Annotated in this window: 13 protein-coding genes and 1 pseudogene; 3 read left to right on the forward strand and 11 right to left on the reverse strand. The window is 50.3% G+C overall.

What is annotated here, in order from left to right:
- The first annotated feature begins 191 nt into the window (after positions 1 to 191).
- Positions 192 to 1,235 (forward strand): histone deacetylase, encoded by a 1,044-nt coding sequence (locus tag M0R30_RS13420; RefSeq protein ID WP_292547759.1) that lies wholly within the window; start codon positions 192 to 194, stop codon positions 1,233 to 1,235.
- Between the two features lie 125 nt (positions 1,236 to 1,360).
- The gene (locus M0R30_RS13425) at positions 1,361 to 1,816 is read left to right on the forward strand and encodes a hypothetical protein (protein ID WP_292547761.1); all 456 of its coding nucleotides are present in this window, start codon (positions 1,361 to 1,363) and stop codon (positions 1,814 to 1,816) included.
- Between the two features lie 50 nt (positions 1,817 to 1,866).
- On the opposite strand, the gene M0R30_RS13430 is transcribed toward M0R30_RS13425, so the two are convergent.
- From M0R30_RS13430 to M0R30_RS13480, 11 genes and pseudogenes are all read right to left on the reverse strand, one after another.
- Positions 1,867 to 2,358, reverse strand: a complete 492-nt coding sequence (locus M0R30_RS13430) for a GNAT family N-acetyltransferase (protein WP_292547762.1) — start codon at positions 2,356 to 2,358, stop codon at positions 1,867 to 1,869.
- 5 nt (positions 2,359 to 2,363) lie between these two features.
- Positions 2,364 to 3,776, reverse strand: a complete 1,413-nt coding sequence (locus M0R30_RS13435; RefSeq protein WP_292547763.1) for a PAS domain S-box protein — start codon at positions 3,774 to 3,776, stop codon at positions 2,364 to 2,366.
- Positions 3,777 to 3,894: 118 nt separating this feature from the next.
- Entirely contained in the window at positions 3,895 to 5,217 is a 1,323-nt protein-coding gene (locus tag M0R30_RS13440) for a response regulator (protein ID WP_292547765.1), read from the reverse strand.
- Positions 5,217 to 7,655 carry a response regulator gene (locus M0R30_RS13445; RefSeq protein ID WP_292547767.1) on the reverse strand — a complete coding sequence of 813 codons (2,439 nt, stop codon included), beginning with the start codon at positions 7,653 to 7,655 and terminating at the stop codon, positions 5,217 to 5,219. Before M0R30_RS13445 ends, M0R30_RS13440 begins: the two co-directional genes overlap by 1 nt.
- A gap of 12 nt (positions 7,656 to 7,667) precedes the next feature.
- Complete coding sequence (locus tag M0R30_RS13450; RefSeq protein WP_292547770.1) at positions 7,668 to 10,055, reverse strand: Cache 3/Cache 2 fusion domain-containing protein; 2,388 nt, start codon at positions 10,053 to 10,055, stop codon at positions 7,668 to 7,670.
- Between the two features lie 156 nt (positions 10,056 to 10,211).
- Positions 10,212 to 11,222, reverse strand: coding sequence for a chemotaxis protein CheW (locus tag M0R30_RS13455; protein ID WP_292547772.1), 1,011 nt, complete (start codon positions 11,220 to 11,222; stop codon positions 10,212 to 10,214).
- Positions 11,223 to 11,449: 227 nt separating this feature from the next.
- Positions 11,450 to 12,100 (reverse strand): archaellin/type IV pilin N-terminal domain-containing protein, encoded by a 651-nt coding sequence (locus M0R30_RS13460; protein WP_292547784.1) that lies wholly within the window; start codon positions 12,098 to 12,100, stop codon positions 11,450 to 11,452.
- A 167-nt stretch (positions 12,101 to 12,267) separates the two neighbouring features.
- Positions 12,268 to 13,437 (reverse strand): annotated as a pseudogene (locus tag M0R30_RS13465) (IS256 family transposase).
- Positions 13,438 to 13,675: 238 nt separating this feature from the next.
- Positions 13,676 to 14,296 (reverse strand): archaellin/type IV pilin N-terminal domain-containing protein, encoded by a 621-nt coding sequence (locus M0R30_RS13470; RefSeq protein ID WP_292547774.1) that lies wholly within the window; start codon positions 14,294 to 14,296, stop codon positions 13,676 to 13,678.
- A gap of 227 nt (positions 14,297 to 14,523) precedes the next feature.
- Positions 14,524 to 15,474 carry a hydantoinase/oxoprolinase family protein gene (locus tag M0R30_RS13475; protein ID WP_292547776.1) on the reverse strand — a complete coding sequence of 317 codons (951 nt, stop codon included), beginning with the start codon at positions 15,472 to 15,474 and terminating at the stop codon, positions 14,524 to 14,526.
- Positions 15,471 to 16,358 (reverse strand): ATP-grasp domain-containing protein, encoded by an 888-nt coding sequence (locus M0R30_RS13480; protein WP_292547778.1) that lies wholly within the window; start codon positions 16,356 to 16,358, stop codon positions 15,471 to 15,473. The genes M0R30_RS13475 and M0R30_RS13480 overlap by 4 nt, the downstream gene beginning before the upstream one ends.
- 82 nt (positions 16,359 to 16,440) lie before the next feature.
- On the opposite strand from M0R30_RS13480, the gene M0R30_RS13485 reads away from it, so the two are divergent.
- Positions 16,441 to 16,730, forward strand: a 290-nt coding sequence (locus M0R30_RS13485) for a 5'/3'-nucleotidase SurE (RefSeq protein ID WP_292547780.1), incomplete at its 3' end; no start/stop codon positions are given.

Here is a 16,730-nt window from a genome sequence, read left to right on the forward strand (position 1 = left end):
GCTTGATTTTGATTCCACCGCGCATCAGGAAAAGATAAGGCGTTGATGAACACGGACTGAATACGAGCGGATCCGGGCATATCTGACTTTTTTCAACAAGTTTTGGCATCCCGCCGGCATGATGTGGCAGTTCCACAATATTCAAACCTGAAAAAAGGAATAGTATCGTACCCATTTTCCGGGACGTTCTCATGAAGTGTTCAGCAATCACCGGGGATATTTTCGGCAACCATGACTGCAAGGGGCATAAGGAGTGCCACGACCGTCTGGTCTCGATACTCACCCGGCTGCCGGAAAACCTGAAGACTTATACACCGACACCCGCTTCATTCGAGGACCTCCAGCGCGTTCATGTTCCCGGATACCTGACATGGCTCGAAAAACAGTGCGTGAAACATGTCGACTTCTGCATGCTCGATGAATATGTATATACGGGCGGCTACCTCGAGAATAACCAGATCGTTCAGGGCTTCCTTGACCCGAATACATATATCAATCCCTGCTCCTACGAGGTTGCGACCTATGCGGCAGGATCCGCGATCGATGCCGTAAACCGGTCCGTAGACGGGGAGTGCTGTTTTGCACTCGTGCGGCCACCGGGTCATCATGCAGAGGCGGACCGTGCCATGGGCTTCTGCCTCCTGAACAATGCTGCCGTTGCGGCCGCACATGCCCTCACTCACGTAGACCGCGTCGCGATCATCGACTGGGACGCCCATCACGGGAACGGCACGCAGAATATTTTTTATGACAGTAATAAAGTTCTCTACTGTTCGGTACACCAGAAGGATACGTTCCCCCACACGGGTTTTATCGAGGATACTGGCAGGCATGAAGGCGAGGGTTTCACGATCAACGCCCCGCTGGTCCGGAACTCCGGCATGGCCGACTATTTCCCGGTCTTTACCGAGATTTTTATTCCGGCGCTTGAGCGGTTCAAACCGGATCTGGTCATCGTTTCCGCGGGCCAGGACGTACTCTCCGACGACCCGCTCGAATGCATGAACCTGGTACCTTCAGATATCGGCACGCTCACCGCACTGGTACGCGATGCAACCGAACGGTCCCTCACCTTCGTACTCGAAGGAGGATACGGACTTTCACATCCCGAGTCCATCCGTACAATTTTTGATACCCTCGGAAAAAGCACCCCTGCGGAAAAACCGACGGGTTCCCCCCATAAAACAACAACGGAGACAATCACACTCTTAAAAAAACTCCACTGTTTATCCTGACCCCAGGGCGGGAACATCCGGCAACTCCCGGAAAGATCCTGAAATGATATCAGGAGGACCAGTATGCCCGGCACGTTTCCGGATAAAACCGTTAAACAGATGAACCGTTCAGGACAATATTCTGTATGGACCGGAAGATACCACTCCTGCTTGTATCAGGAATTATTCTCACGCTTATTTTGTTTTTTTTTATCAATGTCTATGCAGCAGGCATCGTCTTCATCCTCATTGTAACCCTGGCAATGTCCTTATTCATCATGCAGGACAGCGGAACCCTGCCGGATGTTGTTGCGGAACTCAGGGAGGATGCAAAAGGGATTATCATACGAAATGCCGGCAATTCCGATGCCGTGAAAGTGCATGTGGCGCTCGTACCGGTAAATATCGAGTTCGATATAACTGTTCTCGCTCCCGATCAGATCAACGAGTATCCGCTCGAAAAGATGATAGCCGAAGTTAAAGCAGTTGTCACGTTCGAGAACGTGATGGGCGATGCCTTCTCACGGTCATATAAATTAAACGCTGATGGCAGCGGGTTTGACCCGCTCAAACCCATGATCCCCCTCTTCCGGCAGAAGTGAAAAGATTTCCCGATAATATTATTCCTTTTTCCGGCTCTTGACTTTTTATCCTACAAGCCCACGCGACGGCGCATCGGCTGGACCTCGGCTCCCTCAAGATTCCCTCCAGCCCAGGTATACCGCTCGCGGATCACCGGTGGAAGTGCACTTTCCGGGATCGGATCAAAGCCGAACTGCTGATAGAAACTGGTGAGGTGCCGGACAGCATACATGTACAGGTCGTCATTATGGCAGGCTTCCACCAGTCCACTGACTGCAAGGCGGGAATATCCTTTCTTCCGGAACGAGTCCGTCGTGAAGATCCCGTCCACCTCAAGCCCGTCTTTATGCCGCCGACACCGGGCAACGGAGACTACCTCCCCGTCATCGAATACCGCAAAGATCCGGTCCACAGCAGGATCCCCGGTTGTATCGTGATAATCCAGCCAGACGTTATCGGCAAGGGCAAATTCTGCGGCACGCAGTTCACGGACGTAAGGCACAGCACTGCCGTTTTCAACGGAGGGTGAAGATACTGAAATAAATGGTTGAAGTCGGTCCATGCGTGTCACCGCTCCATTCCCTCGATACGATATCCTTCCGACGGTATGATAATTTCAAACCGTGCACCTTCCCGATATATACCGGTCTCGCGGAGGGACATACCAGTGAGGGATACGATCTCATAAGAGAGGAAGAGCCCCTTCCCGTACCGGTCTTCACGCTGGACAAAGAGGGTGCCTTTTTCCGCATCCGGAATCCCGGTCCCGTTGTCTTCAATGATGATCGCACAGTTGTTCTCCCGGATATGGTACGTGATGATGATCCTGGTTGATCCTGTTGACTCTTTCAGGGCATTGTGAAGGAGGTGGTAAAAGACCGTAGGAAGATGAGGGTCTGAGAAGACACAGAGCCGCTCGGTCCATGCATGGAAAGTAACCCTCCCAAAATCAAGCCGGGCCGCCGCAGTCTCGATCGCGTCCTGCACGACAATCCATGCGGGAGGGGTGACACCAATATCACGGAACTCCCGGGAGGTGTCGATCTGGCGCCGGATCGCATTCGCGGATTCTTTAAGGTCAGCAATATATGAGATGATATCGGGAGCGCCAAACTTCATGACACCGAACTGGAGCTTGCCGTACAGAACCGCCAACGTCCGGGACATGTCATGACGGAGTATCCCGGCAAGAGTATTGAGCCGGTTGCTGGTGTTCTCAAGCGCGGTCTTCGTCATCACCTGTTCAGTGACATCGCGGACCGATTCGATGGCCCCGGTGACCTTCCCGTTTGTGTCCATAAGCGCAGTGGCGGAAAACCGGAGGTGGACTCCCCGGTCCCCGTGAAAATGCGGGAGGAATGCTTCCGATACGAGGTTTCCGGCTTCCTGCCGTATCTGTGGGTATTTCTCACGGATGTGTTCTTCGTTGCTGACAATCAGTCCTGCCAGCATAAGGCGGCGCTCGCCATAAAACGCGAGCGCATACTCATAATTGTCCCGGTTGAGCATCGCAGCCTTTGGCCGGCCGGTCATCATCTGAATGGCGCGGTTCCATGCAATTATCCGGCCTTCCTTGTCGATTGCAAACGTCGCATCCGGAAGAAATTCAATGATGTCCTGGAGCTGCTGTTCTGATCTCGCAAGGTTCCACGATAAGAAGGATACCACGCCTCCGATAAGAACAAGGATCACTATACGCATGACAACAACCATTCCCGCCAGAATCTCCAGCGGGAGAAAAAGAAATGACACGATCCCGTAAAGGGACGCAATTCCTATACTGAATGCCAAGCCGCGGCGGGGATACCAATAGGATGCGAGGATGACCGGGAAATAGAGCAGGTGAGGAAGGACCACGGTAAAATTATTCATGATCCCAAACAGGTTCACACCGAGCGTGACCACTGTCAGTGAAATTAGCGCAAGGATACGATTGCGGTGGATGGGATGCGAGAGGATTGCAGAACCGGGAATCATCATGGAATGGGATTACCTGTGTACGTTCGTTCGGTGTTTACGCGCAAAAAGATTTCCCGTTAATCTGTCGCCAAAAAACAGGAATCATCTTTAGACGGATACGACAGTACCGGATACCGGGTCACACGGCATTACCTTTCACGTTACGGAGAGTATTCTCCGGACAATGGATCTCGAAACGTGCCCCACTACCCGCAGTCCCGGTCTCGCGGAGAGTGATAGCGGTGATGGCAAGGATCTCCCGAGCCAGGAAGAGACCGAGACCGTTGCTCATACCGTGTTCGTAACTGAATATCTTCGCTTTCTTCCCGTCCGGAATACCGACACCATCATCCTCGCAGACAATGACCGTGCCGGTTGCACCGGGATGGAGACTGAACCGGATGTTGGTGGCTTTTTCCCCATATTTAACGGTATTTTCTACCAGATTTGAGAAGACTTTCCCGATGAGCGGGTCCGCATATAATTCAGTTCCCGGGGAGATATCATTACATAATTTTATGCTTGCAGGGAGCACGTCCTTTGCAGCAGCCTGTATCAGAGTATGGACATCCTGCCACTGTGGCGATTTGACCCCTACTTTCTGGTAGTCTCCCGTGAATTTCACCGAGTTGAGCGTGCGGGTGGCAATCGCCGCTGCGCTGGTCACATGTTCCCAGGCTTTCTCCGGTTCCTTTGATTGCAATGACAGGGCGTTTTCGAGTGATTCATGCTGGGAGGTGAGCTGGTTGATCACATCATGGCGGGTGATGCTTGCCATCAGGTTCAGTTTTTTATTGGCTTCATCAAGTGCCTTTTCAACTCTCCTTCGTTCATTGTTCTCTGATTCCAGGCTGGTGTTTGATTGCCGGAGATCGGTAACCGCCTGTTGCAGCTGTTCGTTGACCGAATTGAGCTGTTCGCGTGCCTCTTCAAGCTCGGCATTTTTCCTGACTGCAACTTCATATGTCGAGAGAAGGATACGGAGGATCCGCATCCTCCCGGCAGTGATATGATACATTTTATCGGATACCGAGATCTCCATGGGAGATGCCGGACTCTCCGGTTTTGACAGGGGAATTGACTCAAGTATTGTACTAATCCGTGACCGGATGGACTCGGGGTCGTACGGCTTGATAATAAAATCATCTGCCCCTGACTCAAGTCCCCTGATCACATCAACCGGGTCAAAGAGCTGGGAAACGAGGATCACCGGGATCGTTGCCGTCTCCGGATCCTGCTTGATCCGGTGGCAGAACTCATACCCGTCCATCTCCGGCATGATGATATCCGACAGGATAATTGAAGGGCGGTCCACAGCCGTCTGTTCGATGGCTTCATTTCCATTCTCCGCCAGTATAACGCGGTATCCCTCGGTCTCCAGGATATGGCGGAGATATTCTGCCTGTGTCCGACTGTCTTCAACAACCAGGATCTTTATCAATCTCTTTGAGGGTTTCTCCATTAGGATTCACCATGTGCACTGTGTCCACGCAGTTTCCGGGCGATCAGCAGTTCCCGGACGACAGCGAGAAGGTTGTCTTTTTCAAAACTGTTCTTTACAATATAAGCATCGGCCCTGACTGTGATCCCGTGCCTCTGGTCATCAGCAGAGTCAAGAGACGTGACGAGCACCACCGGAAGGGTCATGAGCCGGTTATCGGCACGGATCTTCTCTGTCAGTACGAACCCGTTCATACGGGGCATATCAACATCTGAAACGACCATATCAAATTCATGCTCCTTAAGCATTGCGAATGCCTGCATGCCATCAACCGCAATCTGGACCTGGTAGCCCTCCCGTTCAAGGAGCATCTGCAGGAATGCACGCGAAGTAACGGAATCTTCCACAACGAGAATTCGCGGTGCTGCCTTGTCGGTGTATGCAGACTGGGTCGGAGGACCGCCGTACCGGAAGGATTCCTGGATGAGCTCTGGAGGATCGAGGACCAGGGCGAGCGTTCCATCTCCAAGAATCGCAGCCCCCGAAATCCGTTTGACCCGCCGTAGCAGGCCCCCGAGAGACCGGACTACAATCTCCTGGACGCGGATCACCTCATCAACCAGACATGCGACCTGGCCGGCGCCATAGGCTATGATCACGAGTGAGACATCTCCTTCTTGTCCGGGGGGAGGGTCGGAATGGGGTACTCCCAGAATGCCTGAAAGATTGAGCACACCAATCTCCTCATCGTTGAACAAGATGAAAACCCGGTCTCCCTTGCGGATGATGGCATCCGCCTTTACCCGGAGGACCTGGCGTACCAGCTGCATAGGAAGAACATACACCTGGCTACCTGAACGGACAACGACCCCACGGAATGTCACCAGTCTCACCGGGACCCGGATTGTGATGGTAGTTCCTTTTCCGAGTTCGGATGAGATAGTAACATACCCTCCAAGACGCGTGACTGAATCTTCGACAATGGCAAGACCGAGCCCCCGTCCGGAGATATCTGTAACGATAGAGCTGGTGGACAGGCCGGACCGGAAAATCAGCCAGATCGCTTCCATGTCCGTGAGCCTGGATTCTTCCTGAACAGTGATAAGCCCGGCCCGGACTGCAGCCTTCCGGATAATCCCGACATCTATACCGGTTCCATCATCGGATACTTCAATATCCACCTTTCCACCAGCGAGGGGAACGACATTTATCAGTACCTTACCCCGGGGGGCTTTGTTCCGGGTTTCCCTGATGTCCGGGTACTCGATACCATGATCGATACTGTTGTAAATCAGGTGCATGAGAGGGTATTTGAGTGCATCAAGAATACGCCGGTCCACCTCAATCTCCCCCCCTTCGGTCAGCAATTCAACCTGCTTTCCGGTATTCCGAGAATATTCCCGGACAAGCCCGGGGAATGTATTAAGGATACTTGAGACCGGTAGCAGGACAGCATCATGGATCAGATCGGATATCCCGGATGTACTGGCTTCCAGTGCCGAACGATCTCTCTCCGTTTCACGGATATGTTCTGCCAGGTCATGCTGGAGATACGTGACGAACTCGCGATCGTAATCAAGAAATTCCACCAGCCGTTGGAGCGGGAGGACAAGGTCGGAGGGGAGGGTGGTCTTTTCGGATCCAAACGAGCTTTCACGGATACGACGGATGTCGGATGATATTGTGGCCTGGTTCCATCGCCAGAGGGTAAACCGTGCAATCATCTCTTCCAGTTCCCGCAAGCGTTGGGTCATAAAGAGCCGGGTTGTAAGCAGGTCATCCGAACCTGCGATAAGAAGGTCAAGCTTATGCGCGGCAATCCTCACAGTCCCCCCCTCCGTAACATGTCTGCTGGAAAGATCCTGCATGATAACCGGAGGAATATCAGGACGGGCACGTCCCTGCAGAAGGGAATCGAGGGGCAGCGCTGCTGTCACGGAAGAAGATACTGCATCCTTCTTTTTCCGGGCGCAATTTTGATAACCGGAACGGGGTGGAATTACCGGCATTCGGGCGGTCTTCGCGAATGCCGGTCGGTCTCCGGCAGGATCAGTCCCACATTCTTCATTCCGGGAGATTAATCGGATAGCGGCAACTATATCGACCGTGGATAATCCTTGCGGTTTCTCTTCCTTTAAGAGCGACTGTATCCCGTTCACTGCCTGGTGAAATATATCAAAAGCATCCGCATCAGGGAAATAAACACCTTTTTTCATCCGGGAAAAAACATTTTCAAGGTTCTGGCAAACGGATTCTATCTCTTTCTGGCTGACTGCACGGGCTGCTCCTTTTAAACTGTGCGTTGTCCGGTATATCCGCTCAACAAAAGAGGGATCCGCTGTTGGGCCGGCTTTTTCCAGCTCAAGCAGCAGGTTCACCATATCGCCGAGATGCTCTTCCGCTTCGTCACGGAATGTAGCAAGCAGCCGTTTTTTAAATTCAGCATCCGTTCCTGTCATGGAAGGTGCACTTCAGACATGGTACTGGACGGTGAGTTTCTTTAAGCGAAGGCCAAGCTCATGCAGGTCTTCTGCGGTCTTCTCCGCCTTCCGTGTGATCTCAAGGTTTTTCTGTGCCGCATCGCGGATCTTTTCCATAGCGAGCGAGATCTGGTCCACACCGGCAGCCTGGTCGTGAATGGACGACGCAATCTCGATGGCCTGTCTCGAGGATTCTGCGGTAGACCGGGTGAGCACTTCGATTGCTTCCCGGGCATTGCTGGTCAACCTCACAGCATCAGCCACGGATTTTGTCCCCCGCTCTGTAGAGACCACGGTTGAAGAGACCCCCCGCTGGATATCCGTCAGAATAGTGCGGATATTCGCGGTTGCCTGTTTTGACTGTTCGGCGAGATTGTGGATCTCGTGGGCAACCACCGCAAAACCCTTGCCGAACTCACCGGCCTTTGCCGCTTCAATGGAGGCGTTGACCGCCAGCAGGTTGGACTGCTCGGAAATATCTGTCACCGTTGCAATGATCTCGCCGATTGCCTGGCTCTGTTCGGAGAGCCTGATAACGTTCATCCCGATCATATCCATCTGCCGCTGGATATGGTTCATACCATCGAGAATCTCCTCCACGGATTTCTGGCCGTCACCGGAGACATTCAGGGCATTCATCGCCTTTTCGGAAACCTCTTTGGTCTTCAGGTTCATTACGTCGGTCTTTCTCCGAACGCTTTCTACCGTATCAGAAGTGTCGTTCACCGTTGTTGCAGTTAAGGAACTGGCAGAAGATAATTCGGTAGTGATGGTCAGGATCTCGCTGGAGGCTGAGGACAGGACCGAGATCCCCTCGTACAGTTCCTCGTTGATCAGTTTCATCAGGCGCTGGAGTTCGATACCGATGGTATTGAGTGCATCACGGTACGCAACAAATTCACCGGCAACCGGGATCTTTTCATCAAATCGGGCAGTAAAGTCACCGGATGCATAAAACCGGGCAAGGCGCATTGCTTCATTGACTGGCTCCGTGATTGTTTCAAGAGTCTTGTTGAAACCAGCAATAATCATCCGGTACCCGCCACGGAAGGCATTCTCGTCGCCGCGAACCGAAAGGTCGCCGGCCCATGCAGCATCGGTGAGCTTGATCGTTTCCTTATGCAGGTGATCCAGCGAATCCACCATCATCCGGAGAGCGGGCCGGATCTCATCATATTCATCAACAGGAGCCGGGAATTGCTCGATATATTCACCGTTGGCAATTTTTTTGATATCGCCGACAACATTTGTCTGGAGGTCATCAGCAAACTCATCCATGGTCGCCGACATGATACCAATCTCATCCTTCCGCTTGAGATTAAGACGGGCAGAAAGGTGGCCGTTCCTGAGTTCCTTGATCATCAGGACAACCTGCTGCAGGGGTTCAGAGATGGACCGGCCAAAGAGGACTGCAACGAAAGCGCCAATTGCCATAGATCCAATAACCAGGGCAAAAATCGTATTCCGGATCGTATCAATGGGGCCGGAAAAGTCCGAGAGATCAGCACGTGAAACGATATACCAGTCGAGAGGTTCATAATACGTGTATGCATCCAGTACACGTGTCCCATCAACATCGTGAGGGATGGCTCCCTCCTTTTTTAAAAACATCTCCTTGACATAGTCCTTGTCCGCCCAGTTCTGGCCCTGGAGGGTGGGGTGAACAAGCACCGTTCCTGAACTGTCAATGACGTACATGTACCCATGCTGACCTACAACGGTATCACGGATACTGGTCTTGACGACATCAAGGGTCTGTACGGCTTCAGTACCGACAAAAAGGACTCCAATGATCTTCCCGCTCGGGTCCTTAATCGGCTCATACGCAGTAACATAATCCTTCCCGAAAAGGTCTCGCCTGCCATAATATGTTTCGCCGGTATTGACGGTATAGTCATAAACGTCATCAGTCAGATGTGTCCCGACAGCTCTCTGTCCATTGGTATCAAGGACATTGGTGGAAATGCGGACGGCATAACTGTCATTGTACACTTGGAAGACCGTCGCAGCGCCACCGACCATTGCCTGGACTTTATCGACAATTTCATAGTTATCGTTAACCACATACTGCTTACCGCTGCTATCGATGAGAGTCATATTCCGGTTAATAATATCCGGCGTCCCTTTTCCGTAAAAATTCTGTTTTGCCACATTGAGGTCGCTGTTGACTTTATTACGTGTCAGTTTGTAGACATCATTGGTCCATCCCTTCATATCCTGGACCTGTGTCTCCAGCAGGGACTGGGTCTGTTCGCTGATCACACTGCTCGAGCTGGTATATGCCACGATGCCAAGGAGCAATGTCGGGATAATTGCCAAGAATAGACAGATTACGAGGATCTTTGTCCCGACTTTCATGTTGGAGAAAAATTCAAGCATTCCCTACCACCGTTGATGTTCCGGATAATCTCCCTGATTGAATAGACTGATCGCATATTGCATAAACATAGTGATTCAGTTCCAGATTCCTACTGGCAATAAGCGGCATTTCCTTGTTGCATATGGTGATGGCCAAAGCCCTTTCTCCAATACGCATTACGTATCCTCAATGATCATCTTGGGATCGGCAAAGATGGCTGCAGTATCAAGAACGATAAGCGATCCACCGGCAACTCCTTTAACATAATCGCTCCGGACCGCGGCTCCGGGGTCCGTAGGTTCAATACGGTCCAGTTCAATGGTACCGATCCCGGTTATATGATCTGCAAGTATGCCAAAAGAGAGTTTATGATCTGTCAGTACAATCACACGGTTCAGGTCGGTGAGACCTTTTTCAGGAATGGCAAGAAGGACGCGGAGATCAACGAGAGAGATAATTTCGCCCCGCACCACACAGATACCGGAGATATATTCCGGCGTCCCCGGTACTGGAGTAATCTCCCCGGTCAGGATCACTTCACGAATATGTTGCATCTCAATGGCATATTCCCGGTATGCCAGTCGGAATTTGAGAATTTCGATAATCTCGGTTTCTGATAATCCCTCCTCCGGTTGTGCAATTTTTTTTGCCCGCTCATCAAGGAGTGAATCGATAAGTGAGGCACCGGTGAATTCGCCGGGCCCGGGTTTTTCATCAGGGTCACACGCTCCATCCCGTTCATAGGCACCTTGTATTACTGAATGATCTGGCACGCGTGCTCCCGCCGCAATCATGCTGGAGAGATCATAAATTATGTGTATTCCATCAGCAGTCAATTTCACTCCCGGTATTTCCGACTGATTGGAGGCTGTACTCACCAGTGACTCGTATGATAGCGAAATTTCCTGTACACCGGATGTTGCGTCAACCCAGAGGGCAATCTCCCTGCTGCCGGCATGTGCAATAATCAGCATATCGGTTAACCGGGGAGAGACAACGGTAACACCCAACAAGGCACGCATCGAGATGACCGTAATCTCCTTTCCGTGATGGTTTATCGTGCCGGCCTCCCAAGGTGGGGCAAAGGGTTTTTTTTTCAGCCGTACCATGCGGATAACATGGGATGTATCTGCAAGTGGGATCGCACCGAGGATTTTCTCAATAGAAAAGAGCAGTAGCTGTACCATGAGGAATCCCCTCTTGATCTTGCATTGGTGCTTATGCAATAAAAAAGGTAAGGAATACTGGAATTCCGATACCAGTTATGTAAATTTATAAAAAATATGTTAACGCGTTTTTCTGGTTGAATCAAGCCAGGAGTAACTGATTGTAACAATCGTCATTTTTTAAGCAGACTTGAAAAAATGGATATGAATATTCCGGATTTGTCAATACAGTGGTTCAAAAAAAAGGATCAGTAAAGCGGCTGGACGGGGCTTATCGCTCCCGGGACAGTTCTTGAAAGGGAAATAACAGCACCAACTGCAGGCTGGAAATTCACGTTAATTTTCTTATTAACTTTGGCTGTCGGGGGCATGCCGATTGAAAGTACCCATATCTCGTTTGGTTCGAGCAGGCCGTTGGGAACGGTATTGAGATCGTTGATCTTCTGGGAGACACACCATCTCCAGTTTTCAGAGGTTGTCTGATCTGAGAATACATGGTCACAGGAACTCAGATCTGTATTTGTACTGATATTCGGGTTCCTGCCACCAGCAGTATCAGAATAGGAAATGACCATCTGCTGAATATCCATAGGAGTCCCACCAGCAGTGAGTGCAACACTTGTATTAATGTAGGTCAGCCGGGTTGGCGTAGATGCAACAGCTACTCCCATAACATTACCAACAATCTCAATACTGGAACTTGCCTGGGCAACACCGGTATGCACGGTTGCCTGTGCAGTCTGGGTTGTGAAGAATCCGGCACCAAGTACAACATATGAGAACACGGCCGCAACCACAACGAATGCGATAAGAACGATTGCTGCTTCAAGGCCGGTAAAACCATTTTCAGGGGATTTCAATACCTCACCACCGTTTAACGAATACTTGGCTATGATCACCAAATGCTTATACAAATTTTATTTAATGATATATAAATCTAAATGCCTTTGCTGTTCAATGATAGGTGTGATGTTTTTTGAGACTTCAAAAAAACGCGAATCAGTAAAAATGGAAAATAAACCAATCTTAAATAATTCTATTAGTAGGGTAAAACATGGTAGTGTCTCTATATTGCTGTAAAATAAGCAGCCGCCGTATCCAAAGAGATCATCTCATTCTTCACAGATAAATACCGGTTACCGGTGATCCATTCCTCGTTGATATCGATGAGGATCGAACCGGAAAGCCTGAGTAACGAAGCATCATTCGGGAAGGCCCCGATCTTTCTGCTTCGGCGTTTGAGTTCCTTATTAACTCGTTCCAGGAGATTGGTAGTCCTAATCTTCTTCCAGAACTCCGGAGGAAATGAACGATAATTCATCAGGCCGTGCTGGAACCGGTGAATCGTGTCAGCAGCCCGGGAGAATCCCCGTTCATCGAGTTGAACAGCGAACTCCAGCAATCGATGGGAATCACTTAGACATTCCTTCAATGTCTCGGCAATTTCCTTGTGATATTTTCGAGGAACTTTCCTGAGGACAGCACGGATAAAGTGTACGTGACACATTTGCCATGAAGATCCTGGAAACATTGTTTCTGCGGCAGCCCGGATCCCCTTGTGACCATCCGAAGTAATGAGATCAACCTTGGAAAGACCTCTCTCCTTTAGGTCCGAGAAGATCCCCTCCCAGGTTAGTTCGTGTTCTGCATCAGCAATGCTGAAAGAAAAGATCTCACGGTATCCATCTGCCCTCACACCGGCTACAACAAAAAGAGCTTTGCTGACATACCGGACTCCGTCTCTCACCTTGAAATACGAAGCATCAACGAACAAGAATGGAATATGGGAGTCAATTGGCCTCTCGATAAACTCATGGACTTTTTCATCGAGTTCCTGAGCAACCTTCGACACGTACGATGCCGAGATCTGGTTGACTCCTAGATGCGAGATCACCGTCTCAACGTTACGTGTCGATACTCCCTGAAGATATGATTCGATGATCGCATTTACCAGGGCTTTCTCGGTCCGGGAGTACCGCTCGAAGACTTTTGTCTCAAACGGGATCTCCCGTAATTGTGGTTTTAAAAGATTGAGTTCTCCGAATCTCGTCTTCAGTGAGCGTTGACGATACCCATTCCGGTGCGCCCTTCGCGAACTGGACCTCGCATAGCGCGGTACTCACGCCTGCTGAGCCACTTCCTCATTCATCACATCGTTCAGGAACCACGTGATGAGTTGCTGCATTCCCTTCTCGTTATCGGTAAGATAATTTAGTACGATATCTCTTAGATTCATGCCCTGTTCCTCTTTGTTTGCAATTCACTGTTGGATACAGGGCATCTTCACTTTTACAGCACTTCGTGTACACTACCTAAAACATTCTTGAAGATAAGATGATTGGCGGCAATAAAAAGTAATGCGAACCATATTTGACTTCATCGAATAGATTAAACAAATAAATCTGTTTATTGTTGAGGTATAACTGCAAACCTGCTTTATGATATTGTATCAGTATGACCAAAAAAAAAGAGTGTTAATAAACGGACTGAACTGAGTTAATCGCACCAGGGATCGTCCTCGTTATTGGAAGAAATGCACCGACTGCCGGTTGTAAATTAACGGTGAATTTCTGATTTACTTTGGAGGATGATGGCATTCCAATTGAAAGAACCCAGATCTCATTTGGTTCAAGCAGATCGTTGGGAACTGTGTTTAAATCATTGATCTTCTGGGAAACACACCATCTCCAGTTTTCAGAGGTTGTCTGATCTGAGAATACAAGGTCACATGAGTTCAGATCTGCATTTGTACTGATGTTGGGACTCCTTCCACCTGCGGTATCAGAATATGATATGACCATCTGTTGAAGATCCATGGGAGTCCCACCGGCCGTGAGGGCAACACTTGTATTGATATATGTGAGTCGGGTCGGTGAAGATGCAACGGCGATTCCCATAACATTACCGACAACCTCAAGACTCGAACTTGCCTGTGCGACACTGGTATGGACCGTTGCCTGGGCAGTCTGCGTTGTATAGAAACCTGCACCAAGAACAACATATGAAAAAACTGCTGCGACAACGACAAATGCGATTAGAACAATTGCGGCCTCAAGGCCGGTAAAACCATTTTCATTTGATTTTAACAATTCCATGCGCCTTCTGTAACATACCACCTTGATAGGAATATGCTATATAATGGATACCCTTACCCAACCAAATAGTTATGTATTGTATCTTTTACTTGTATTAAAAAATAATTTTTATTTTAAGAAACAATAAGGAGTCAATGATCCGATTATGCAAATCTGAATTAACACCAATTTAAAGTGAGGCGTCCAGCTGTACGAAGCCCGTTCTCCACCGGTCCTTCTCTCACTTCTCACCAGGTACTCAAAGGAAAAACCCGGTCACGCAAGGCAATTTCCTTAACAGCAAAGGCAGGCAGGGCATCTGTTACATCTCCCATTTCCTGCGTAAGGTCAATCCCGCCAAGCTCCCGCGCAAAGAGCGGCGCACCAATACCGGCTACAATAATCTTATCCTCATAACGGGAAGATGCACAGTGTCGCACTGCGTCACATACAATTTTCTGTTGCGTATCTCGGAACTGCCGGGCAATCTGCATTGCACCAGTCTCTCCGATTTCCTCAAGATCAGCACAGACAACACGGGCCAGCCGTCGCAGCGAAGCTTCCCGGGTTTTCTCCTTGTGGTCCGGAGTATCGCAGTTGTACTGTCCCTGCGTGATATTTCCAAGAACAAGATGGGCATCGGCACTTGCGGCAAAATATTCCGTGCTCACCGGAGTCCGGACTCCATCAAGATCTACTGACTGCAGGAGCGTTGCGATATTCGTCCGAAGCATGCCCGTGTATACCAGGAACCCTTTCTGGAGCCTAATAAGATCGGTGAGGCCGGTGAGTTCGGAGAAATGAGCAAGGGGAATGATATCAGCCGTAGTGCTGCCGATATCCAGCAGGACCGCCCGGGGATAAGTTGTCCGCAGAAAATCTGCCGATACAAGCCAGTTGGCAGAGGCCAGTTGCGGAACTGCATTTTCATGGAAACGGGCATCAACACCATAAAACCGGGCAGAATTGAAAACTTTTCGTACCGCGTCTACTATGAAGGAGATTCCCTGCATTTTATTAACAAAACAATCAGCAAGTTCCCCGCTCATTACAACGGCTGCCGGTTCATCGCTTTGGGTTACGTGTTGTTCCAACAGAGCAGCGATCGGCGCCTTCTCCCACAGCGGACAGTAATGGATGTGGACCCCGTTATCATCCACTACCTTCAGGTTTGCCCCGCCAACATCGATACCGATCATACCCGGGTTACCTTCCCGTTAATATCGAACCGTGCGCTGCCGGTCAGATGAACCTCATCCGGTCCATTGCCTTTTGAGGCGGCGACCAGAATCTCAGCGATCTCTTCCTGCAAGCATGCAGCTATTCCCATGATGCTCGTTGTTATCCGCGGGTTGACATCCACAACGTACACCTTATCGGCAACCACTACATCCACACCACAATATCCCTGGCAACCGAGAACAGCAACGGCTTTTTTGGCAGTCTCAATGATCTCGCCTTCGCGGGCAGGGTGAACCGGTGACTCCCCACCACAGTATCGGAACGAGCCATCGGGCCCGATGACAATCTCCTGCCGGTTCACTGCGAGAACTACCGGGGGCTTACCGGAATAGTAGGCACACGCATCACCAATGATCCGGTTCGGGATGATGCTCACCGAGAAATCTTCACCACGAATATATTCCTGTGCAAACTCGCCCTCACCCGGTATTTCCTCAGACAGTCGGACTCCCCGGGCATCGCACCCTTTTATGGGTTTGATTACCCTCTTGCCGGGTCCGGCATCGCCCGGGACCGGTACACCATTTTCTTTGAGGATCTTACCGGTCTGTACTTTGTTTGCGCAAAGTGCTACGGTCATAAACCCGCAACCAAGGTTATGCGTCGACTGCTCAAGGAGAAACGTATACTTTGAGAGTACGTGGTCCGGGGCGATCACGAGCCCCATCTCGCAGCTGGGCGCAAGCCGGGTAATCTCCTTCCCAAAGTCACCGGCAGTGGGCATCACAACTTCATATCCACATCGTTCGAAACTTGTCCTGAGAACGGAAAGCATCCCGGCTCCTTCACGGGCAAGGAGGGGATCGTGCGCAACGGTATATTCGGCAAGGAGAACTTTCATCCGTTAATTGTATGCGCTGCGATAAAATTACCCTATCCGATCGGTGAGGTATTTCTGCAATGCCAGATAGAGAACAATGCACATGAGACCATCTATCCTGCTGACTAATGATGACGGCGTTGGGTCCAGTGGACTCTGGGCTGCGTACGAAGCGCTCACACCCATTGCGGATGTTACCGTAGTTGCACCCGCCACCCAGCAGAGTGCTGTCGGCAGGTCAATTTCAATCTTTGAACCATTGCGGGCTAACCAGGTGATTATAAACGGACAGAGTGCATGGTCGGTTGCTGGAAAACCCACAGATTCAGTAATCATCGGGTTATATGCTTTAAAGCTCAACCCCACGCTCGTTGTGAGCGGGATCAATATCGG

This window comes from Methanoregula sp. (assembly GCF_023227875.1).
In the GTDB taxonomy this organism is placed as follows: Archaea; Halobacteriota; Methanomicrobia; order Methanomicrobiales; family Methanospirillaceae; genus Methanoregula.